Source organism: Nocardia sp. NPDC004711 (genome assembly GCF_053601595.1).
Genome location: NZ_JBSGCB010000041.1, coordinates 1 through 20,520, shown reverse-complemented (window position 1 = coordinate 20,520; position 20,520 = coordinate 1). Strand labels below are relative to the sequence as shown.

Annotated in this window: 19 protein-coding genes and 1 pseudogene; 12 read left to right on the top strand and 8 right to left on the bottom strand. The window is 68.3% G+C overall.

Annotated features, from left to right (window positions below; genetic code table 11):
- Positions 1–21: 21 nt before the first annotated feature.
- Positions 22–1,776: an LCP family protein gene (locus ACWEKS_RS33690; protein ID WP_452343891.1), complete on the top strand. Its 1,755-nt coding sequence runs from the start codon at positions 22–24 to the stop codon at positions 1,774–1,776.
- Positions 1,777–1,843: 67 nt separating this feature from the next.
- Here the strand turns inward: ACWEKS_RS33690 and ACWEKS_RS33685 are convergent, their stop codons facing one another.
- The gene (locus ACWEKS_RS33685; protein WP_452343890.1) at positions 1,844–2,722 is read right to left on the bottom strand and encodes an RNA polymerase sigma-70 factor; all 879 of its coding nucleotides are present in this window, start codon (positions 2,720–2,722) and stop codon (positions 1,844–1,846) included.
- A gap of 146 nt (positions 2,723–2,868) precedes the next feature.
- Here ACWEKS_RS33685 and ACWEKS_RS33680 point away from each other — a divergent pair, with 146 nt between their 5' ends.
- The 8 genes from ACWEKS_RS33680 to ACWEKS_RS33645 all read left to right on the top strand — a co-directional run bounded on the left by ACWEKS_RS33680 (position 2,869) and on the right by ACWEKS_RS33645 (position 11,474).
- A complete protein-coding gene (locus tag ACWEKS_RS33680) occupies positions 2,869–3,360 on the top strand; it encodes a nitroreductase/quinone reductase family protein (RefSeq protein WP_452343837.1) in 492 nt (163 codons plus the stop codon).
- Between the two features lie 77 nt (positions 3,361–3,437).
- A complete protein-coding gene (locus tag ACWEKS_RS33675) occupies positions 3,438–4,157 on the top strand; it encodes a TetR/AcrR family transcriptional regulator (protein WP_452343836.1) in 720 nt (239 codons plus the stop codon).
- Positions 4,157–5,095 (top strand): SDR family NAD(P)-dependent oxidoreductase, encoded by a 939-nt coding sequence (locus tag ACWEKS_RS33670; protein ID WP_452343835.1) that lies wholly within the window; start codon positions 4,157–4,159, stop codon positions 5,093–5,095. The genes ACWEKS_RS33675 and ACWEKS_RS33670 overlap by 1 nt, the downstream gene beginning before the upstream one ends.
- A complete protein-coding gene (locus ACWEKS_RS33665; protein ID WP_452343834.1) occupies positions 5,085–6,716 on the top strand; it encodes an AMP-binding protein in 1,632 nt (543 codons plus the stop codon). The genes ACWEKS_RS33670 and ACWEKS_RS33665 overlap by 11 nt, the downstream gene beginning before the upstream one ends.
- 189 nt (positions 6,717–6,905) lie before the next feature.
- Positions 6,906–7,646: a dienelactone hydrolase family protein gene (locus ACWEKS_RS33660; protein WP_452343889.1), complete on the top strand. Its 741-nt coding sequence runs from the start codon at positions 6,906–6,908 to the stop codon at positions 7,644–7,646.
- Positions 7,647–7,806: 160 nt separating this feature from the next.
- The gene (locus tag ACWEKS_RS33655) at positions 7,807–9,366 is read left to right on the top strand and encodes an FAD-dependent monooxygenase (RefSeq protein WP_452343833.1); all 1,560 of its coding nucleotides are present in this window, start codon (positions 7,807–7,809) and stop codon (positions 9,364–9,366) included.
- 120 nt (positions 9,367–9,486) lie between these two features.
- Positions 9,487–10,362, top strand: coding sequence for an alpha/beta fold hydrolase (locus tag ACWEKS_RS33650; RefSeq protein WP_452343832.1), 876 nt, complete (start codon positions 9,487–9,489; stop codon positions 10,360–10,362).
- Between the two features lie 2 nt (positions 10,363–10,364).
- The gene (locus ACWEKS_RS33645; protein ID WP_452343831.1) at positions 10,365–11,474 is read left to right on the top strand and encodes a GlxA family transcriptional regulator; all 1,110 of its coding nucleotides are present in this window, start codon (positions 10,365–10,367) and stop codon (positions 11,472–11,474) included.
- Here the strand turns inward: ACWEKS_RS33645 and ACWEKS_RS33640 are convergent.
- The 5 genes from ACWEKS_RS33640 to ACWEKS_RS33620 all read right to left on the bottom strand — a co-directional run bounded on the left by ACWEKS_RS33640 (position 11,450) and on the right by ACWEKS_RS33620 (position 15,637).
- On the bottom strand, positions 11,450–11,707 hold the full coding sequence (locus tag ACWEKS_RS33640; protein WP_452343830.1) for a hypothetical protein: 258 nt from the start codon (positions 11,705–11,707) through the stop codon (positions 11,450–11,452). The two genes, ACWEKS_RS33645 and ACWEKS_RS33640, sit on opposite strands and share 25 nt — an antisense overlap.
- 328 nt (positions 11,708–12,035) lie before the next feature.
- On the bottom strand, positions 12,036–13,385 hold the full coding sequence (locus tag ACWEKS_RS33635) for an amino acid deaminase (protein ID WP_452343829.1): 1,350 nt from the start codon (positions 13,383–13,385) through the stop codon (positions 12,036–12,038).
- Positions 13,386–13,484: 99 nt separating this feature from the next.
- A complete protein-coding gene (locus ACWEKS_RS33630) occupies positions 13,485–13,913 on the bottom strand; it encodes a hypothetical protein (protein WP_452343828.1) in 429 nt (142 codons plus the stop codon).
- Between the two features lie 127 nt (positions 13,914–14,040).
- Positions 14,041–15,093, bottom strand: a complete 1,053-nt coding sequence (locus ACWEKS_RS33625; protein WP_452343827.1) for a hypothetical protein — start codon at positions 15,091–15,093, stop codon at positions 14,041–14,043.
- Between the two features lie 34 nt (positions 15,094–15,127).
- Positions 15,128–15,637, bottom strand: a complete 510-nt coding sequence (locus ACWEKS_RS33620; protein WP_452343826.1) for a PspA/IM30 family protein — start codon at positions 15,635–15,637, stop codon at positions 15,128–15,130.
- Positions 15,638–15,960: 323 nt separating this feature from the next.
- Between ACWEKS_RS33620 and rho the strand changes: the two genes are divergently transcribed.
- On the top strand, positions 15,961–17,133 hold the full coding sequence (gene rho / locus ACWEKS_RS33615) for a transcription termination factor Rho (protein WP_452343825.1): 1,173 nt from the start codon (positions 15,961–15,963) through the stop codon (positions 17,131–17,133).
- Here rho and ACWEKS_RS33610 read toward each other — a convergent pair.
- Entirely contained in the window at positions 17,120–17,905 is a 786-nt protein-coding gene (locus ACWEKS_RS33610) for an alpha/beta hydrolase (protein WP_452343824.1), read from the bottom strand. The two genes, rho and ACWEKS_RS33610, sit on opposite strands and share 14 nt — an antisense overlap.
- Positions 17,906–17,995: 90 nt before the next feature.
- Here ACWEKS_RS33610 and ACWEKS_RS33605 point away from each other — a divergent pair, with 90 nt between their 5' ends.
- Complete coding sequence (locus ACWEKS_RS33605; RefSeq protein WP_452343823.1) at positions 17,996–18,715, top strand: hypothetical protein; 720 nt, start codon at positions 17,996–17,998, stop codon at positions 18,713–18,715.
- 43 nt (positions 18,716–18,758) lie between these two features.
- On the top strand, positions 18,759–20,210 hold the full coding sequence (locus ACWEKS_RS33600; protein WP_452343822.1) for a DUF222 domain-containing protein: 1,452 nt from the start codon (positions 18,759–18,761) through the stop codon (positions 20,208–20,210).
- Between the two features lie 175 nt (positions 20,211–20,385).
- Here ACWEKS_RS33600 and ACWEKS_RS33595 read toward each other — a convergent pair.
- Positions 20,386–20,520: pseudogene (locus tag ACWEKS_RS33595) on the bottom strand (IS110 family transposase); the annotation flags it as partial.

The window sequence follows — 20,520 nt, the reverse complement described above, 5'->3', positions numbered from 1 at the left end:
TACGGCACACTCGACAGCGCCATGTACGACGACGCCACCCAACCGTTGCCGGTCGTCGGCCCCCAGCCGGGCCGCACCCGCCGGGCACCGGAGACGCCAAACCCGACCCCCCGCCGTTCGCGGCGCGCCGAGGCGGACTCCACCAGCCGGCGCGCGGACAAGCGGCGCACCGCTGGTAAGCGTGATGACACCTCCGGCAAGCGTGATCGCAGCGGCGGCAAGCCCGAGCGCAGCGGCGGCAAGCCCGAGCGCAGCGCGGCCCAGCGCGAGCGCGACAAACGCCTGCGCCTCGCCGGACGCGGCATCACAGCCCTGGTGGCCGCAGGTGTGATCGGCGTAACAGGTCTGGTCTGGTACGGCCGCAACGACTTCGATTCCGGCTTCGTCCGCTCGGGCGCGATCGCACCCGAGGATGTCAATCTCGACGGCGACATCAATATGCTGCTGATCGGCCTGGACACCCGGAAAGACCTGAACGGCAACGATCTGCCCAAGGAGATCCTCGACCAGCTGCACGCCGGTGACGGCTCGGAGGGCGGCTACAACGCCAATTCGCTGATCCTGGTGCACATTCCGAAGGATCTGAAGCACATCATCGCGTTCTCCATCCCGCGCGACGACTACGTTCCGGTGCAGGGCATTCCGGGTTACGACCACGCCAAGATCAAGGAGTCCTACGGCCTCAAGAAGTACACGGTCGAGGAGAAACTCAAGGCGAAGGGCATGGCCGACGGGCCCGACCTGGAGCGTCAGGGCCGGGAAGCGGGCCGCGCCAGCATCGTTCAGACTGTGAAAGCGCTCACAGGCGTGCCCATCAACCGGTTCGCGGAGATCTCCCTGGCCGGCTTCTACGACCTCGCGACCGCACTCGGCGGCGTCGACGTGTGCCTCAATCACGCCGTGGACGACAGCTACTACTCCGGCGCGCAGTTCCCCGCCGGGCACCAGCACCTGGACGGCTCCGACGCGCTGGCGTTCGTGCGGCAGCGGCACGGGCTGGAGAACGGCGACCTCGACCGCACCCACCGGCAGCAGGCGTTCCTGACCTCGGTGGCCAATTCCTTGAAGGGCTCGGACACGTTGGCCAACCCGGGCCGGCTCAAGGCGCTGATGGATGTGGCGCACAAGGACGTGGTGCTGTCGGACGGCTGGAGCCTCACCGATTTCGCCACCACGCTGGGCCGCGCGGAGAACCCGACGGTGGAGTTCCGCACGCTGCCGGTGCTGCGCTACGACACGGTCGACGGCCAGGACGTGAACGTCATCGATCCGGTGGCGATCAAGAAGACGGTCCGCGAGGCGTTCGGCGTCTCCACCCCGGCCGCGCCCAGCGCGCCGGCCACCACGCCCACCTCGACGCTGGACGTGGCCAATGCCAGCGGCACGCCCGGCCAGGCCGCCAAGGTGTCGAAGTTGCTGACCGCCAAGGGATTCCCGGCCGGTGACGTCGCCAACGCCACCTACGCCGACGGCACCACCTCGACCGTCTATTACGGCACCGGCGCCGATACCGACGCCAAACAGCTGTCGGAGATGTTCGGCGGGATCCCGGTGAGCCCGTCCACCGAGGTGTCCAGCGGGCACGTGAAGCTGGTCGTCGGCGCGGATCTCGAGATTCCGGCGTCGCTGGACCCGACCGCCGCCACCACCAGCCCGACCACCACTGCGGGCGGCTCCTCGACCAGCGCCGCGGCCACCGACACCACCACGGACGCACCCGATTCCGGCAATCCCGTCACCACCCAGATCGGTTCGAAGATCCCCTGCGTGAACTGATCCAGCCGCGGCCGGTCGCTGAAATCTCCAGTCGCACCACGGTTCAGCGGCCCGCTGACCGCCCGGGTCACCGTTCCAGGGCGCGGGTCAGTTCGGCGGTACCCAGCTTGTCCGGGTTGCGGATGGCGTACAGCCCGGTGATGCGGTCGCCGGAGGTCTCGATCAGTTCGACGGTGTCGAGGCGTCCGTCGGCGGTGCGCAGCAGCAGGGCGGGCAGCGCGTTGTAGGTGCCGAACTCGACGCTCATGTCCGCCATGGCTTTCCGGCTCAACCCGATCAGATAGTGGGCGACACGCTCCGCGCCGACGACCGGGCGGCGCGCCGCACTCACCTTGCCACCGCCGTCGGAGATCTGGACGACATCGGGGGCCAGCACATCCATGAGGGTCTGCAGATCACCGGTTTGCGTGGCCCACAGGAACCGGTCGATCACCTCGCGGCTGGTCTCGGAGTCGGGTTCGAAGCGCTTGCGCCGGGACCGCACGTGCGCGCGGGCCCGATGCGCGATCTGACGCACGGTGGCATCGGATTTGCCGACCATGCCGGCGATGTCGACGAGGCTGTGGCCGAACACCTCCGACAGCACGAACACCGCGCGTTCGGTGGGTCCGAGGGTCTCGAGCACCAGCAGCATGGCCATCGACACCGATTCGGCCAGCAGCACATCGTGACTGGCGTCGGATTCGGTGCGGATGGGCTCGGGCAGCCAGCTGCCGACGTAGTCTTCGCGGCGGCGGCGCACGGTGCGCAGGTGGTTGAGCGCCTGCCGGCTGACGATGGTGGTGAGGTAGGCGCGCGGATGCTCGATCCGCGCCGGATCGGTCTCGCGCCAGCGAAGATAGCTGTCCTGCAACACATCCTCGGCGTCGGCGGCGCTGCCGAGCAGCTCGTAGGCGATGGTGAACAGCAGCGGTCGCAGCCGATCGAACGCGTCCACCCCGCTCATCGGTCCGGTGTCAGCGCCGATGCTCATATCCGAAGCCTAATCACGAAGCGGGCGAGCACGACACCATCCTTCAGGAGCCACTACGTCAACTCACTGGACACCATGTACATTGAGCCCGTACGACCGCCGACCCGAGGGGACCTCCAATGCCCGGCACCGATTCCGGCCCGCTGACCCTGGCGGGTCGCTTCAACTACTACTCCAGCACCCATCTCGGCGCGGTCGCCCGCTTCTACGCGCGCCTGCACCGCCGCCTCTTCGATCGCTTCGGCGGCACCCGCTTCGCCACCCTCTTCGGCCACCCGGTCCTCGAATTGACCGTCCCCGGCCGCAAATCCGGCCAGCCCCGCCCCGTCATGCTCATGCTGGTCCGCTCCGGCGACACCCTCCTGGTCTGCGGCTCCAACGGCGGCAACCCCGGCACCCCCAACTGGTGGAAAAACCTCCTGGCCGCCGACCACGCCGAGGTCCGCATCGGCCGCGAAGCCTTCCCGGTCACCACCCGCGTAGTCACCGACGACACCGAATACGCCACCCACTGGCAAACCCTCACCGCCGCCTACCCCCACTTCACCACCTACCGAGCCCTCAGCCCCCGCCACTTCCCCATCGCCGTCCTCACCCGCGCCGACACCTGAACCAGCCAGCGACCTGGGCGGTAACGGCTGAAAATCAGTTCTTGAATCTGGTTCAAGAAGTTGGCTAGGCTGCGGGGGTGGCCGAAGTTGAACGGGGTTCAAAAAGTGGGGCCCGGCCGGTTCAGGTGAATCGGCGGGGGCGGGAGTCTCGGGCGGCGTTGCTGGAGGCGGGGCGGAGGGCGTTCTCGGACCGGCGGTACGAGGAGGTGTCGATCGCGGAGATCGCGGCGGCGGCGGGGACCGCGGTGGGGTCGATCGGATACCACTTCGGGGGGAAGTACGAGTTGTATCTGGCGGTGCACGAGGCCGTGTTCGAGGACTTCTGGGATCGGCTGCAGGAGTTGCGGGGGTCCGCGATGGAGCGGCTGACGCTGGGGTTCGGGATCTATCTGGATTTCGTGCAGCAGCACGGGACGGCGCTGATCATGACGCCGCGCACGGGGGCCGACGAGCGGTTGCTGGCGCAGCACGAGCGGCATCGGGACCGGCTGGTGGCGGCGCTGCTCACCGAAATCGTCTCCGCGGGTGAGAGTTCCGCCATCCGGATCGCCATGGACGGGTGGCTGGCTTTCGTGGAGGGCGCCACGGCGCGCTGGCTCACCGAGCCGGAGCCGGATCGCGCTCAGCTGCAGAGCCTGGTGCTCGCCACCGGATTCGCCACGGTGCAAACGACTTTGGCACTCGACCCGTCCATCACCCTGACCTCCCGCACCATCGCCGCCCTGCTGGACCCGACCGGCGCGCAGCAGCGCACCGAACCACGAGAACAGCGCACCGAACGAAGCGAGACGAGCTAGTGGAACTCCTCCACCGACCCAACAATGCCCTGGCGGCCGGACCCGTCGGCCGAGTTGCGGCGTGGCTCATCGGCCCGCGCGGCATCTCCGACCCCGCCCGCCTGCGCCGCGAGGTGGAGGGCAAGATCGCCGTGGTCACCGGCGCGTCCCACGGCCTGGGCGCCGAGACCGCCCGCATGCTCGCCGCCGCCGGCGCGACCGTCGTGCTCGGCGCGCGCTCGGTCGATCAGCTGCAGGCGGTGGCGGAGGAGATCACCGCGGCGGGCGGCACGGCGGTGGCGATCCGCCTGGATCTGGCCGAGCCGGAATCGATCTCGGCCTTCGCCGAGGACATCCTCGCCCGCTTCGACCATGTCGACTATCTGATTCACAACGCGGGCAAGTCCTTACGCCGCTCGATCCACCTGTCCTACGACCGGCCGAAGGATCTCACCGCCACCTCGACCGCCAACTACCTCGGCCCGATCAGCCTCACGCTGGCCCTGCTGCCGAGCATGCGAGCGCGCCGCAGCGGCCACATCGTGAACATCTCCACGGTCGGCGTGCTCTTTCCGGTGGTCCCGAAGTGGGGTTTCTATCTGTCCGCCAAGGCCGCCTTCGATGTGTGGATGCGCGCGGTGGGCATGGAGGCGCGGCCGGACGGGGTCACCCTCACCACCATCTACGCCGGGCTCATGCACACCCGGATGAGCGCGCCCAGCCGCTGGATGTCCGCGATGCCCGGCCAGTCCCCCGCCGAGGCCGCCACGGGCGTGGCACGGGCGCTGATCACCAAGCCGCGCATGATGATTCCCGCCTACGGGTATGCGACCTCGATACTCACCCCGATCCTGCGCGTGCCACTGGAGATCGCCTTCACCGCCGTCTACCGGCGGCTCGGCGACACCGAGGCCGCTCTCCGCGCGGTGCACGGGAAGAGCACGGGCGATGCGCACTAGTACGTCCCTCGATTGGGGCACAGCGCTTTCCGCGATCGCCACTTCGGGCGCACTGCGCCCGATCGGACCGGCGGCCGCGGTGTCGATCGCCCGCGGCTACCACGCCTACGGCCCGTCACTGGGTCTGCTCATCGCCGTCTCCGCGGCCCGCCACCCGGATCGGATCGCCCTGATCGACGAATCCGGCGCGGTCACCTACCGCGAGCTCATGCGCCGCTCCGAAGCCATTGCCGCAGCCCTGCATTCGCTCGCGCCGGACCTGCGCACCGTGGGCATTCTGTGCCGCAATCACCACGGTTTCGTCGAGGCGGTGATCGCGGGCAGCCGTCTGGGCTGCGAGCTGGTCTTCCTCAATACCGAACTCCCCGCCGCCCAGCTGGCCCGCATCCTGGAACGGCACACGCCGGACATCCTCGTCCACGATGACGAATATCTCGCGGCGCTCGCCCAGACGGGCTACTCCGGCATCCAGGTGCGCGGCTGGCGCGACCCCGAGGTCCGATCCGAGCTGCCGACGCTGGATCAGCTTGCCCGGCAACGGCATCCGTCCCCGCCCCCGGCCCGGCAGCCCGCCTGGATCACCCTGCTGACCTCGGGCACCTCCGGCATGGCCAAGGGCGTCGCCCGCAAGATCGGCCTGCGTCCCGCGCTGGAGGCGGCCGCCTCGCTGGCCGCCGCCGCACGCCTGTCCCACCGCGATATCGCGATCGTCGCGCCCCCGTTCTTCCACGGTTTCGGCCTCGGCGCGCTGGCCGGTCAGCTGGCCCTGGGCGCGACAGCGGTCACGCGCCGCCGCTTCGATCCCGAACTGGCCCTGGCCGATATCCAGCGCCACCGCGCGACCGTGTTCATCGGCGTCCCGATCATGATCCAGCGCCTCGCCGCCCTGCCCGACGAGATCCGCCGCCGCTACGACCTGTCCGCACTGCGCCTGACGTTGACCGGCGCGGCGCCGATCTCACCGAACACCATCGCGAAATTCCTGCGCGACTTCGGTCCCCGGCTGGTCAATGGTTACGGCTCCACCGAGGCGGGCGTCGTCTCCATCGCCACACCGGCGGATCTCGCGTACTCCCCCAGAACCGTGGGACGCCCCATTCTCGGTGTCTCCGTACGCATTCTGCGCGCCGACCGCACCCCGGCCGCGGTCGGCGAGACCGGCACGGTCTTCGTGCGCGGCGGCCTGGGCTTCAACGGCTACACCGCCGATCGCGGCGGCTCCGCCCCCAGCAAGGAGGTGCGCGACGGCTACGTCAATATCGGCGATATGGGCCACCTGGATGCGCAGGGCCGCCTCTACATCGACGGCCGCGACGACGAGATGATCGTCTCCGGCGGCGAGAACATCTATCCCCGCGAGGTCGAGAACGCGCTGTCCGAGCATCCCGCCGTCGCCGATGTCATCGTGGTCGGCATCGCCGATCCCGAGTACGGCCAGGTACTGCGGGCCTATCTGGTGACCAACGACGCCGACCCCGGCGACGACGCCCTCAAACAGCACATCCGGACCCGCCTGGAACGCTACAAGGTGCCCAAGCAGTTCGTCCGTCTCCCCGAGCTGCCCCGCAACCCCGGCGGAAAAGTGCTGCGCCACAAGCTCGGCGAGCAGGCCGCCTCGTGACGCGTCGCTTGCGGCCGCCGGTCCGCGTTGGTACCGTGCCGTGGACCGTGACATCACGAAGGAGGTGAGACCCATGAACGACGTATCGAGGTGGGTGCTCCCCATCGTGGTCGCGGTTGGGCGTACGAAGTAGCTGTCGCCGGGAGCGCCTGTGTTGCAAGGCATTCCGAGAGGCAGAACATCATGCACCTGAACTTCACCGCGGAGACGTCGGAAAACGGCGTCCGTGAACGCGATTTCCTGCTGGGCGAGATCACCGGCGTACTGTGGTCGCCCGAATCCGCGTCCGAGAACGCACCCCTGATCCTGCTGGGTCACAGTGGCGGCGTGCACAAGCGCGCCCCGAACCTCGTCACGACGGCCCGTCACTTCGTGACCGAATCCGGTTACCGGGTGGCCGCCATCGACGCCCCGGGGCACGGCGACCGGCCGCGCAACGAGCAGGACCAGCGGTGGGCCGACGCGCTGCACGCGGCGCGGGCGGCCGGGGAACCGATGGACTCGATCATCGCCGAGTTCAATATGTCCCTGGCCGAGCGGGCCGTGCCGGAGTGGCAGGCCACCCTGGACGCGCTGCAGGCGCTGCCGGAGATCGGCCCGGACGCTCCGGTCGGCTACGGCGGCATCACCCTGGGCACCGTCATCGGCATGATGCTGGTGGCCGCCGAACCCCGCATCCGGGCCGCGACCTTCAACAGCGTGTTCGTATTCGACGCGCTGTTCGAGGCCGCACGCAAGATCACCATCCCGCTCACCCTCCAAGTCGCCTGGAACGATGAGGAAATCGACCGCCGGCCCAGCTTCGACCTGTTCGAGGCGTTCGCGTCGGAGGAGAAGACGCTGCTGGCGAATCCGGGCCGGCACAACCAGATGGCCAGGACCCAGCCCGATTTCGCGGCGGCATTCATGCGCCACCATCTGGGCCGGTAGCCGAAAGAGTCCATCCGGCAACGGATGACGGTCGACAAGAGGGAAGCGGTGATCCGCTTCCCTTTTCAACATATATCGCACCCCCGGGCTTGCGGCAAGACCCACGGTATGCCGCAGAATCGCTGGCCGTAGCCGAAATCCGTGGAATGGAGTAGCGCGAGTGCGTGTGACGAGTGCCGACGTGATCATTGCGGGCGCGGGCCCGACGGGTCTGATGCTGGCCGCCGAACTGCTGGCGGCCGGGGTACGGCCGGTGGTCCTGGAGCGCAGTCCGCAGCTGCAGACGGTGCCGAAGGCCAATGGATTCAGTGGGCAGATCCTGCAATTGCTGGGCTATCGAGGATTGCTGAACCGGTTCGAATCGGCCGGGGCGCCGGTCGCTCCGGCGGCGGTCTTCCCGTTCGGCGGACTGCACGTGGATCAGAGCCCACTGGCGGATCCGCCGTTGCGCGCGCTCCATCTCCCGCAGCCGCAGCTCGAGCAGCTGCTCGACGAGCTGGTGCGCGAGCGCGGCGGGGAGGTCAGGCGCGGACACACGGTGACCGGGATCGATCAGGACGCCACCGGGGTCACCGTGACGGTGTCGGGCCCCGACGGCCCGTATCAGCTGACCGCCCACTATGCCGTGGGCTGCGACGGCGCGCGCAGCAAGGTCCGGGAGCTGGCGGGAATCGCCTTCCCCGGCATCACCTATCCGGAGGTCAACCGCCTGGGCCAGGTCGCCGTGGCGGCCGGGGTGACCATGCTGGACAACGGCGATCTGGACGTCGCCGGGCACGGTGTCGTCCCCGCCGGTTTCACCCGTACCGAGCGCGGCGTGTTCGCGGTCGGCTCACTCGCCACCGGCATGCTCATGGTGCAGACCACCGAGGACACCGCCACCGAGACCGATGACAACGAGCCGCTGACCCTCGCGGAGCTGAGCGACAGCATCCGCCGCGTCCTGGGCGTCGATCTTCCGCTGGGTGAGCCGATCCGGTTGTCCCGCTACCAGTTCCAGGCACGGCAGGCCGAAAGCTTCCGCGCCGGAAGGATTCTGGTGGCCGGCGATGCCGCGCACGCATTCCCGGCCACGGGTGTCGGCCTCAACGCGGGCATGCTCGACGCGGTCAACCTGGCATGGAAGCTGGCCGCGGACATCGACGGCCGGGCCCCCGACGGGCTGCTCGACACCTACCACACGGAGCGTTCCTTCGCGGCGGCCCGGACCATGGTGCACACCCAGGCGCAGGCGGCGCTGCGCCGCGGCGACGATCCGGCGGCCGAGGCACTCCGGACCCTGTTCCAGGAACTGCTCACCGACGCACCGGCCCTGCAGCGACTGGGGTCCATGATCGCGGGCGCCGACATCCGCTATCCGCTGCCGAATCCCAACGGGCACCAGCTGACCGGAGCCTTCCTCCCCGATCTGTACCTGCACCCCGGTGTCGCCCAGTCCCTGCGCGACGCCCGCCCGGTGCTGCTCGATCTCGCCGACCGCGCGGACCTGCGCGAGATCGCCGAGCTGTGGGGCGACCGCGTCGACATCCGGACCGCTGCCACCGACGACCGGCCCGCCGATGCCGTCCTGATCCGCCCGGACGCCCACATCGCCTGGGCCGCAACGGTCGGCGAATCCCCCGCCACCGCCGAACCCGGGCTGCGGGACGCACTGGCCACCTGGTTCGGCGCACCGACATGGGTAATTGTCCCGAGCGCGGGAAACACGGTCAGCGACTGACCGGATCGGCCACACCGCTGATCCGTCCGGCCCGAGCCCTCGGCCCGCATCGATTTCCGGCGTTCAATTCCGGCATGCCGCAAACGCGGCCGGAACGAAATCGCTTGGAAGGACCGGGAAATGACCGAGTTCGTAACGCTCGAGCACGGGCGGATCGCGTGTGATGTGGCCGGGGACGGACCGCTGGTGGTGCTGTCGCACGGCATGGGAACCTGGCGGCAGGAGTTCCGGCACCTGGTCGGGCCGCTGGTCGCGGCCGGATACCGGGTGGTGAACGCCGATATGCGCGGGCACGGCGAATCCAGCCCGAACTGGCCCTCGGTGACCGGGAAGGAAGCCATCAGCCGCACCGACGTGGCCCACGACCTGCTGGGTGTCATCCGGCATTTCGGGGGTCCCGCGGTCATCGTCGGGCATTCGCTGTCGGGCGGCTCGGCGACCATCGCGGCGGCGGAGGCCCCCGAGTTGGTGAGCGCCATCGTCGAAATCGACCCGTTCACTCTCACCCAGCAGCTGCACATCGGCACGATGATCACCAGCCGCCGGTACCGCCGCGGCATGGTGCGCCTGCTCGCCACCCAGGGACTGCGGTCGTTCCGGTGGTGGTTCCGCTATCTGGAGATCGCCTACCCGACCAAGCCCGCCGACCACGCGGAGTTCCTCGGCGGCCTGCGGACCATCCTGCGGCAGCCCGACCGCTGGGCGGAATTCATGAAGACCGGCGCCACCACCCCGGCCGACGCGCATGCTCGCATCGCCGACATCCGCTGTCCCGCACTGGTGCTCATGGGCACCCAGGATCCGGACTTCGCCGACCCGCGGGCCGAGGCCGAGGCGATCGTGGCGGCCATGCCGGCGGGACTGGGCAGTGTCGCCATGGTGGAGGGCGGCGGCCACTACCCGCACGCGCAGTGCGCCGACCGAGTGGCCGAACTGGTCATCCCGTTCCTCGACCGCCACACCGCCCGCCGCACATCCGAATCGGTCAGCCACTGACCATGGCAGCCGAGCCCGGCGACTGCGATGATGGCGGGATGCCCGCACCCCGCACCATCGTTTTCGTTGTCTACCAGGGCATGCAGCTGTCCGAGCTGGCCGGGCCACTGGATGTGTTCGCGCTCCTCAACGGCGTCCGCGAGCGGCCGCCCGCGCAACTGCCGCCGGTCCTGCAGGAGCATCCCATCAGTTCAGCGGGCGGCCAGGCGGATTCGGACGGCGCAGCCCTGCCCTACCGCCTGCTGACCGCCTCGCCCGGGGGCCGCCCGATCACCGCGGACGGCGGCCTCACCCTCTCGGTGGAGCATTCGCTGCACGACATCGCCGCCGGAGACGACTTCGACACCCTGATCGTGGTGGGCGGCATGGCCTCCGGGCCGGCCGGGGCGGAGGTGGTGCGGGAGCTGCCCGCCCTGGCCCGCAAGGCGCGGCGGGTGACCTCGGTGTGCGCGGGCGCGCTGCTGCTGGCCGCGGCCGGGTTGCTCGACGGCTACCGGGCCACCACCCACTGGGCCTCGACCGACCTGATGGCCCAGCGCTATCCGCGGGTCACGGTCGAACCGGATCGCATCTACGTCCGCGACCGCAATCGCTGGACGTCAGCGGGCATGTCGGCGGGCGTCGATCTGGCGCTGGCGCTGGTCGAGGACGACTACGGCCGCGAGGTCGCCGCCATGATCGCGCGGCTGTACGTGGTGTTCACCCGGCGTCCCGGCGGGCAGACCCAGTTCAGCGCGCAGCTGCGCACCCAGCCCGCGCGCACGCCCGCCATTCGCGCGGTGCAGCAGTGGCTGCCCGATCATCTCGACGCGAACCTCGGGGTGGCCGAGCTGGCCCGCCGCGCGGGCATGAGCGAACGCAACTTCGCCCGGGCCTTCCGCATCGAAACCGGCAGCACGCCTGCGGCTTTCGTGGAGGATCTGCGCGTCGAGGCGGCCCGCCGCCTGCTGGAGTCGACCGAGCTGACCATCGGTGCGATCGCCCGCCAGGTCGGCTACCGCCACGGCGAGACCCTGCACCGGGTGTTCGGCCGACGCCTGGCCACCACGCCCGAACGCTACCGGCAGCATTTCGCCACCGGCGCGGCTCAATTGGCGGGGACCAGCGAGTAGATCCACCAGGGGCGTTGCGGCAGTTCGAATTTGAATATCTGCATGCGGTAGCTCACCCACTCGCCGGTCTCGGGCGCGCGCACCCGCACGGGCCGGCGGGCGACCTTGTCGGGCGGAACCTCGGTGGACCAGAAGCGATCCCACTCCGGGGCCGCACGGCAACGGTCGACGACGGCCGCGAGTCGTTCGGGCGAGTGGGTGGCGGCCGCCATGTAGCGGAATCCGTACACCATGAAGTGCGCTTCACGTTCCCAGTCGTCGATGACCTCGCGCGCCCGTCGGGTCCAGCAGCATCCATTCGACTGGCCGCTATTCCCGCTGGGACAAATTGGGACAGGAGTTCACCTTGACCCGCACCCGCGCCGATCGGGATGCTTGCCACGCCGTGCGGCACTCCGCACGGCGACACCGGGTGTCCGCGAGGGGACGGCACGAACGCGGACCGCATCGCTGTCGCCGATGGATCGCGCCACGTGCCGCGAGGCATCCGTCGTCGCGGCGGTGGACGGGGCCTCGAGGTCCACCCGCCGCGGCCGAAACGGAGCGGCTGCGGCATCCCGCTCAGAAATACGTGTGCAGGAAGTCGACGATCCGCGGCCGCTCGGCGTCGGCGTCATCGATCACCGGGATGAGACGCCACTTGTCGAACGCGGTGCAGGGATGCGAAAGCCCCAGTCGCACCACACTTCCCACCGGCACCTGGTCGTCCGAGGCACCCGGCAGCCGCAAGAAGGCGTGCTGATCGTTCAAGGCCGAGACATGCGCGTCGGCCGGCAGCGAAGTGGTCGCAACCGCCGAGAGCCCGGTGTTCACCGGTCCGGTGATCCGCTGCGGAACAGGTAAACCCAAGTCGTACGGAAGATCACGCTTGCCCGCATCGAGCAACGCGAGTTCCGCTTCCGGGCGGGACACACAGCGTGCCCATCCGTGCATCGCCGACCGCAGCGGACGCTCGGCGCGACCATCGGCCAGTGGCGAAATCCCGGAGTAGAACCCGTCATCGTGCACCAGATACGCGCCGGACCGCAGCACCACCACAGTCGGAACTCCGTGCACGCCCTCCTCATCCGCAAGTCCGGCCAGTCGCTCCACGACGAGGTCCGGATATGCGCTGCCGCCGGCGGTCACGATCGCACAATTGTCATACCGGCCCGCGGCCATCAGCTCCTGGTGCAGGATCGTGAGCTCGTCCAGGTAGTGCCGCACGGCCGCAAGGGCTTCCGGGGTGCGGTCATGGGCGAGTGCGGCCTCGTAACCGCCGACCCCTGCGAGTCGCAGGCGCGGTGACTTGTGGACCGCGTCGGCAACGGCGTGGGCCGCGGCCAGCCCGCGGGCGCCGGTACGGCCGTGCGGACCACCGAGTTCCACGACGACGTTCAGCTGGACCCCGTCGGGGGCGGACGCGAGGTGGCGCTCCATCTCCCGGACCGCGTCGACGCCGTCGACCCAGCTGTAGAGCTCGAAGTCGGGGTCACGCGCGATTTCCGTTGCCGCCCAGTGCAACCCGATCGGATCCACGAGCGTGTTGGCCAGCACGATGCGGTCGAGGCCGAACGATCGGCCGAGCTGGGCCTGCCAGCCGGTGGCGAGGGTGATACCCCAGGAGCCGGTCTCGAGCTGTTCGGCCCAGAGCTGGGGCGACATGGAGGTCTTGCCGTGCGGGGCCAGCCGGACGCCGGCGGCGCGCGCCCAGTCGGCCATGACGGCCCGGTTCGTGTCCAGCGCGGAGCGGTCCATGGTGAGGACCGGCGTCTGCAGGTCGTCCAGGTGCGGATTCGTGGCCAGGTATTCGCGGACGGTCAGCCCCCAGGCGGCCGGGGGCAGCGATTTGTGCCGCGGGCCCAGGACAGCGTCGCCACCGGCGCGGACGCTGTCGCTGAGGGCTGCGGCGACTCCCTTGTCGAGGGCCACGACGCTCCTTTCGGTCGAAGCAACCTTGCATTGCTCGAGTCGAAGCAATCATGCACGGCACGATCCGCGACGTGTGCACCCGCTCGCGGGCTCGAGGCCCTACTCGACGCCGATGTGCTGGTGGTCGGTGCGGATGCGGCCGTCCTCGTCCAGCGCGAGGACGTCCATCCCGCCGCCGACCACGGTGCCATCGGCGGTCACCATCGACCAGGTGAGGGCGATGACCTGCTTCAACAGCACCGTCGCTTCCCCACGCTGGACGAAGCGGTGTTCGCCCGCCGCCAGGAACATCTCGTAGGCCCGCTCCACACGCCGTTCCAGCGCATGATGCCCCCGCACCTCGAGCGACGGGATCGGAAAGTTCAAGCGAGTGGCGGCATCTCGCATATCCTCCGGCGGATCGACGAGAATCTGCGCGCCGTCCTCGGCCCACAGTTCGCGAATGAGTTTGCGCCGCGGCTCCGGGTCGGTCTCGTTCCACATGGCCAGGTACCGGTCGGCGAGTTCGTTGATGTCGATGTTCGTCATGGCATCGAGTCTGCGTTGGCGCGATGCGCTGCGCGATTCCCTCCAGGGAATGAGCGGGTTCTCCCGTCAGGGAATGAAACAGGGCCGCACGCGGTTTGGGCGTGCGGCCCTGTGCGCAGGACTCGGCTCAGTTCCCGGCCAGCACCGCGAGCACCGGCTCGGACAGGAAGAACGGCTCCAGCCGCTCGCGAATCAGCTTGGCCAGCACGCCGTTCCGCTTGGCGGCTTCCACCACGGCCGGGCCGTAGCGCAGGATCTCCTCGGCGATGACCGCCTCGGACAGGCCCAGCTCGGGCAGCATGGCCGCCAGGGTGTGGTCGCCGTACTTCTCGAAGAACACCTCGACGCCCTGGTCCACCAGCACGCCGACGTATTCCTTGTTGCGGGTGGTCAGCGCGATCCGGTGGATGATCAGGGCCAGGTCGCGGAGGTCCTGCTGGGACAGGTACTCGCGCAGGCCGCTGACCGGCTCACCGGCGTGCAGGTCCCAGAATTCCATGGCCGCGTCGTGCACCGGGGCGTCGCGCAGCATTTCGCGAATGGCGTTGTTGGTGCGTTTGAGCGCGAATTGCGCGCCCTTGCCGGCCATTTCGCCGATGAAGGTGCCACCGGCCTTCTCCGCCGCCTTGCGCGCGGACTTGGCGGCATTGGTGCCCATGGAGACCAGGGAGCCGACGCCGGGAATCTTCGAGGCGATCTGCTTGTTGGTCTCCATCAGATCGTCGACCAGCTTGTCCACGAACTTGGCGGCCACGGTCGCGATGAGGGGGCTCTCGGTCAGCCGCTCCAGGATCCGTTCCTGGGCCTGGTGCATGCCGAAGAGCTTCTCCAGCAGCTGCTCGACCGGCTCGCGGTCCACCACGTCACCGAGGGTGTAGTCATGATTCCCGGCGATGTTCTCGTACAGCGAATCGGCCAGCGTGCCGACCATTTCGCCCAGTACCGGGCTGCCGCCGATCAGGTCGATGACATTGGCGACGGTCTGCTTGGCCTGATCGATCTCCACCACGTCGCGGACGATGATGGTGTCGGCGACACCGATCACCGCTTCCACATCGCGGGCGATCACTTCGGCGAAGCGGTCACCGCTGACCTCGGCGACAATGAAGTCGACCTGGAGATCCAGGAGCTTCTCGGCGATTTCGCGTGGCGCCCGGGACGGCGTATCGGACTCGGTCAAGGTTCCACCCATCAATTGAAGACGGAACGCCTGATCACTCGGAATCGTTGCCGTGCACCGATTTTCGAATCTGTTCCAGACGTTCCCGCGCGGCCTTCGCCCGCGCATCCCACTGTTCCTCGACGCTACGGCCCACTGGTGTCTGCCGATCGAGTTCGCCCATCCCCTGCGATGTCCCGTAGCGCTGCTCGACCTTATCGCGAACTGACTCGAAAGTAGGGACGCCGCCGGAGGTATAGCCGCCGATCGCCGGACCTGCGGGGATACCCGCAGGCGGTACCGGTATCCCGGTGACCACGGGACCCGCTCCCACCTGCCCGGATGCCGAGACCGTCTCAGACTGCGGATAGCTTTCCACCGGCAGCGTGTCCGGAGTCACATCGATGACATCGGGTGCATGACCCAGGGTGGCCGCCAGTGACTGCGCCACCGCGTGCAGCGCGGCCAGCCCGGCCTTGCCGTCGGTGGCGGCCTCGACCACCGCCGCGAGTTCGGCGTCCGGCAGCTGCGCCAACAACGCCACGAGTTCCTTGGCATCGCTCATGGGTTCCAGGCTACGCATCACGGGGACCGCGGGGGCCTGGCACAGCGCGCCGGGATCGGAACATTGCGCGGGATTCAGGGACGGCGTACGGTGGGGACGTCGCAATCCCGTGGATGCAGGTCGACACCGAGTCCCTCCCACGCGATTTCTTCCCTCCCCGAGCCGGTTACCCGGTGGCGCTGTAGCTCCCGCCCGGTGCTGCACCGCCACTGGCGAACCACTCGGATTCACCGGCGGTCTCCTGCCGCCTTCGGCCGCATCCGGCCACACCAATCACTCACTCCCGGTGCACAAGTCACCTGATCCTTACAAGGAGAACTCTCATGACCACCATCGATCCCACGCCGCAGGTCGCCCACACCGACGCGACCCCGGCCCTCGAACACATCGAAACCCTCACGCCCGCAGCGGGAATCCTGGATATCCATGGCCAGAGCGGTGTGTTGCGCCGCAGCGGTTACCTGCCGGGCCCCCACGACATCCACGTGCCCACCCGATTGATCCGGAGCCACGGCCTGCGCCGCGGCGATGCCCTCACCGGCCTGGCGCAGCCGAACACCAAGAACGGCAAGCTCGCTCCCCTGGTACGGGTCGACACCGTGAACGACCTCCCGGTCGCCGAGATCTCCCCGCGACCGCACTTCCAGGACCTGACCCCCATCCACCCCAATGAGCGGCTGCGACTCGAAACCGGGCCACACCAGCTCACCACCCGCGTCACCGATCTCATGATGCCGATCGGCAAGGGCCAGCGCGCCTTGATCGTGGCACCACCCAAGGCGGGCAAAACCTCTGTGCTGCAGGCGATCGCACACGGCATCGCCGCCAACCACCCGGAGGCGCACCTGATGCTGGTGCTGGTCGGCGAGCGCCCCGAGGAGGTCACCGACCTCTCGCGCGGGGTGCCCGCCGAGGTGATCGCCGCGACCTTCGATCATTCCCCCGCCGAACAGACCGCGCTGGCCGAACTGGCCATCGAACGCGCCCAGCGGCTGGCCGAACAGGGCCGCGACGTCGTCGTCCTACTCGACTCTCTGACCCGACTCGCCCGCGCCTACAACATGACCGGATCCGCCTCGGGCCGAATCCTTTCCGGCGGTGTGGATTCCATGGCATTGACGCCGCCGAAGCGGTTCCTGGGCGCGGCCCGCAATATCGAACACGGCGGATCGCTGACCATCATCGCCACCGCACTCGTCGAAACCGGTTCGCTCGCCGACACCGTCATCTTCGAGGAGTACAAGAGCACCGGCAATGCCGAGCTCAAACTCGACCGCGGACTGGCGAGCCGCCACGTCTTCCCGGCCGTGGACATCGCCAGGTCCAGCACCCGCCGCGACGAACTGCTGTTCGCCCCCGACGAGCGGCTCGCTGTGGACAGGCTCCGCCGCACCCTGGCCGAACTGGACGATCAGCGCGCCCTCGACCTGCTCCTCGACGGCCTGCGCAAGACCGGCAGCAATGCCGAATTCCTCGCCAATATCATCCGGAAGTGAGGCGCTTGGGCGGCAGCACCCCAGCCGCCCAGGTCGCCACCGTCTCCGCCCAGCCCGGGAATCCGATGAGGTCGTTGTGCATGCCGCCGGGATAGATCACCAGCTGTTTGGGCTCGGGCGCGGCGGCGTACAGGTCGCGGCCCATCTGTACGGGCAGGAGTTCGTCCATGTCGCCGTGCATGATCATGACCGGGCAGGTCAGTCTGCGAATTCGCGGCAGGCTGGGATAGGCGTTGGGCACGAACAGCTTCGGCAGGAACGGATATACCGCGACCGCCGCGTCCCGCATGCCGGTGAAAGTCGACATGAGCAGTAGCGCGGCGGGCGGTAAGGCATTCGCCAGCTCGAGCATCACGCCGCCGCCGAGCGACTTTCCCAGATACACCAACCGGTTGGCATCCACACCGGGCTGCGCGAGCAATGCCTCCCGCGCCGCCCGCACGTCCAGATACGTCCCACGCTCGTCCGTCCGGCCGGTACTGCGCCCATACCCGCGGTAATCGAAAATCATCACATCGAACCCGACCGCCGCGAGCATGCCCAGCATCGGCGACCGATCCCCAATGTTCCCGCCGTTCCCGTGCGCGAACAGAATGTGCCCCAGCGGCTCCCCCACCGCCGGCACGAACCAGGCCTCGACGGTCTCGCCATCGGCCGTGCGCAGCGACATCTCCTCGTAGTCGAGGCCATATGTTTCCGGAGTCTCCAGAATCCGCCGGTCGCCCGGCTGATAGCTGAGCGCATTGAGGATGGGGGTCGCCGGATGCCACATGGTTCTTTCTTACCTCCCTGCCTCCCCGCCCGGCGAGAGACCTCACCTCCAATTCCCGATTCGACCAATTCGTCACCTTCGATTCGAACGATGAATTCGAACCGGACGGTTCTGTTAGTGACTCGAGATATGTTGCGGCACACCATATTCGACGAGTATGACTTGATGCAGACAGACACCCTCGCCGGTCCGGAATCCCCCGACGGCGTGGCCATCCAGTCCGACCTGCTGCCGCCCGGCACGCACGGTTCCAATGTCCGCGGCCTCGTGGACCGGAAGGTCTGGGATGCCCTGCGCATTCCGGTCTGCACAGCCGCCGGAGATCGCTGCGAGATCTGCGGCGACCAGGCGATCCGCAACGGCCGCATCGGACGGCCCGACTGCCACGAGAAATGGATCTTCGAGTTCCACGCCGACCGCCCAATCCAACGCCTGCAACGCCTGATTGCCCCCTGCCCCGGCTGCCACCAGGTCCAACACTCCGGCCTGGCCCCGAGCAAAAGGCCGGGAGCAAGAGGTTATCGAGCGACTGTGCCGCCTGAACCGCTGGTCCCGCCGACAAGCAGAACTCGACCTGAACCGCTCAACCGCCCGATACACCCACCTCGACCGCTTCAACTGGACCTCCACCTGTCAGCACTCCACGGCCACCTGATCATCCACAACCACCCGACCCTCCACATACCCGCCGCCGACCGAGCCACCCTCAGCAATTCCTTCTTCGCACTCCCGCCACGCGAATCAGCTCACCTCACTCGACTCAATTCGCTTGAAACACATGAAATTCTGAAACAAATTGCATCACAATAGAATTCGCCTCATATCGCGATCATGTAAGCGGTAGAATTGACACATGGATTCGAAGGGGGTAACACTCGACACGTGCGGCATCGCCGACCTGGCAGCCGCCGTGCAATCCCTGACGAATTCCGTCCTCCACGGCAACCTGAACCCGTTCTCCGACAGTGATGTCGTGGAGTTGATGCAGCGGTTGGAAACCTGCAAACGTCAACTGTCGGCGCTGGATTCACGCCTGATCATCGAAGCCTGCAACCGTTCGCTGCCCGAAGGCAGTGGAGCGAAGAATGTGGTGCCGTTCCTGCGGCAGACCTTGGGGTTGTCGAGGTACGACGCGTCGGTGCGGGTGAAGATCACCCACCAGTGCGGGGAATTCTTCGAACCCACCGGCCACCTGCGCCCAGCCACCCTCGCCGAGACTGCCGAAGCCTATGAGACAGGCGATATCTCACGTGATCATGTCCGCAACATCATCGACGTGATGAACCACCTGCCTGCTGACATTCCCGCCGAGACCCGTGCCGAGGCCGAGGACATTCTGGTCGGCCACTCGCGGGTCGGGTGGCCTGATGACCTGCCCAAGATCGGCCGCGACATCCTCGCCCGTATCGACCCCGACGGCAAGGTCGTCTCCGACGCCGATCGTCGTCGTCGCCGTGGCTTGATCCTGGGTCGTCCCGGGGTGGATGGCATGTCGTGGATCGAGGGCTGGATCACCCCGGAACTGCGGGCGCTGTTGGATGCGGTGTTCGCCAAGCTCGCGCGCCCGGGCATGTGCAACATCGACGACGCCGACAGCGTTGCCGCCACAATCAAGGTCGTCGACTCGAAGGTCCTCGAGGCCGCGGCCCGTCGCGACCGTCGCGATGCCGGTCAGCGCACCCACGACGCGTTGTTCGCGCTGCTGCAGCCCGGTGTCGACCCCGCCAAGCTCGGCTCCCACCGTGGCCTGCCGGTGCAGGCCATCCTGACCATGTCCGTCGCGGATCTCGAGCATGGGGCCGGGGTCGCGACCACCGCTTCCGGCGGCCACGTGTCGATCAATGAGGCGTTGAAGATGGCCGAGGGTACCCGCCCGGTGCTGGCGGTCCTCGACGCCGACGGGCTGCCGCTGTACCTGGGTCGCTGCCAGCGCCTGGCCAGCCCCGTCCAGCGTTTGGCGTTGATCGCCCGCGACAAGGGCTGCACCCGACCGGGATGCGAGGCACCCGCCTCGATGTGCGCGGTGCACCACATCACCGACTGGGCCAAGGGCGGCCCCACCGATCTGACCAACCTGACCTTGGCCTGCGATCACTGCCATGCGCTGGTCAACGACAGTGCCGAGGGTTGGAAAACCGTTGTCATGGGCAAGGATTCCCCGTATCGGGGACGCACCGGATGGATTGCCCCGAAACGTCTTGACCCGACCGGCATTTCTCGGGTGAACGATCGACATCACGTGGGGCAGTGGGTCGCCGCTGCGATCGATTCCAGTTGCCGGAGGTGGGGTTCACGGGCGGCGTGATTCCCGGCTGCTCGTGTGCTGCTGGTGTGCGCAGGGACGGGGAGGTGTGATTGGGTCGTCTGCCCTACCGGACTCGAGCTGACGCCGGGTTGAGAGCCGTCTCCCGCCGATCCCGGCCCAGGGACTGCTTCCCAATGAAGTTGTCAAGCCTGGAAGTTGACGTTCGATGGGTGGTTCAGGCGGCTGCTGCGGCGGGTGGCGCTGGCTGGTAGGTTCGGTGCTCGCGGATCAGTGCCCAGAGCACGTTCACGCGGCGGCGGGCCAGGGCGAGGACGGCTTGAGTGTGTTTCTTGCCTTCGGCGCGTTTGCG

Excerpts from the sequence above, each read along its gene's own strand:
- ACWEKS_RS33690 (WP_452343891.1), top strand. The coding sequence starts at position 22 with ATGTACGACGACGCCACCCAACCGTTGCCGGTCGTCGGCCCCCAGCCG.
- ACWEKS_RS33685 (WP_452343890.1), bottom strand. The coding sequence starts at position 2,722 with ATGAGCGGGGTGGACGCGTTCGATCGGCTGCGACCGCTGCTGTTCACC.
- ACWEKS_RS33680 (WP_452343837.1), top strand. The coding sequence starts at position 2,869 with ATGCCCGGCACCGATTCCGGCCCGCTGACCCTGGCGGGTCGCTTCAAC.
- ACWEKS_RS33665 (WP_452343834.1), top strand. The coding sequence starts at position 5,085 with ATGCGCACTAGTACGTCCCTCGATTGGGGCACAGCGCTTTCCGCGATC.
- ACWEKS_RS33650 (WP_452343832.1), top strand. The coding sequence starts at position 9,487 with ATGACCGAGTTCGTAACGCTCGAGCACGGGCGGATCGCGTGTGATGTG.
- ACWEKS_RS33645 (WP_452343831.1), top strand. The coding sequence starts at position 10,365 with ATGGCAGCCGAGCCCGGCGACTGCGATGATGGCGGGATGCCCGCACCC.
- ACWEKS_RS33640 (WP_452343830.1), bottom strand. The coding sequence starts at position 11,707 with ATGGTGTACGGATTCCGCTACATGGCGGCCGCCACCCACTCGCCCGAA.
- ACWEKS_RS33630 (WP_452343828.1), bottom strand. The coding sequence starts at position 13,913 with ATGACGAACATCGACATCAACGAACTCGCCGACCGGTACCTGGCCATG.
- ACWEKS_RS33620 (WP_452343826.1), bottom strand. The coding sequence starts at position 15,637 with ATGAGCGATGCCAAGGAACTCGTGGCGTTGTTGGCGCAGCTGCCGGAC.
- rho (WP_452343825.1), top strand. The coding sequence starts at position 15,961 with ATGACCACCATCGATCCCACGCCGCAGGTCGCCCACACCGACGCGACC.
- ACWEKS_RS33610 (WP_452343824.1), bottom strand. The coding sequence starts at position 17,905 with ATGTGGCATCCGGCGACCCCCATCCTCAATGCGCTCAGCTATCAGCCG.
- ACWEKS_RS33605 (WP_452343823.1), top strand. The coding sequence starts at position 17,996 with ATGAATTCGAACCGGACGGTTCTGTTAGTGACTCGAGATATGTTGCGG.
- ACWEKS_RS33600 (WP_452343822.1), top strand. The coding sequence starts at position 18,759 with ATGGATTCGAAGGGGGTAACACTCGACACGTGCGGCATCGCCGACCTG.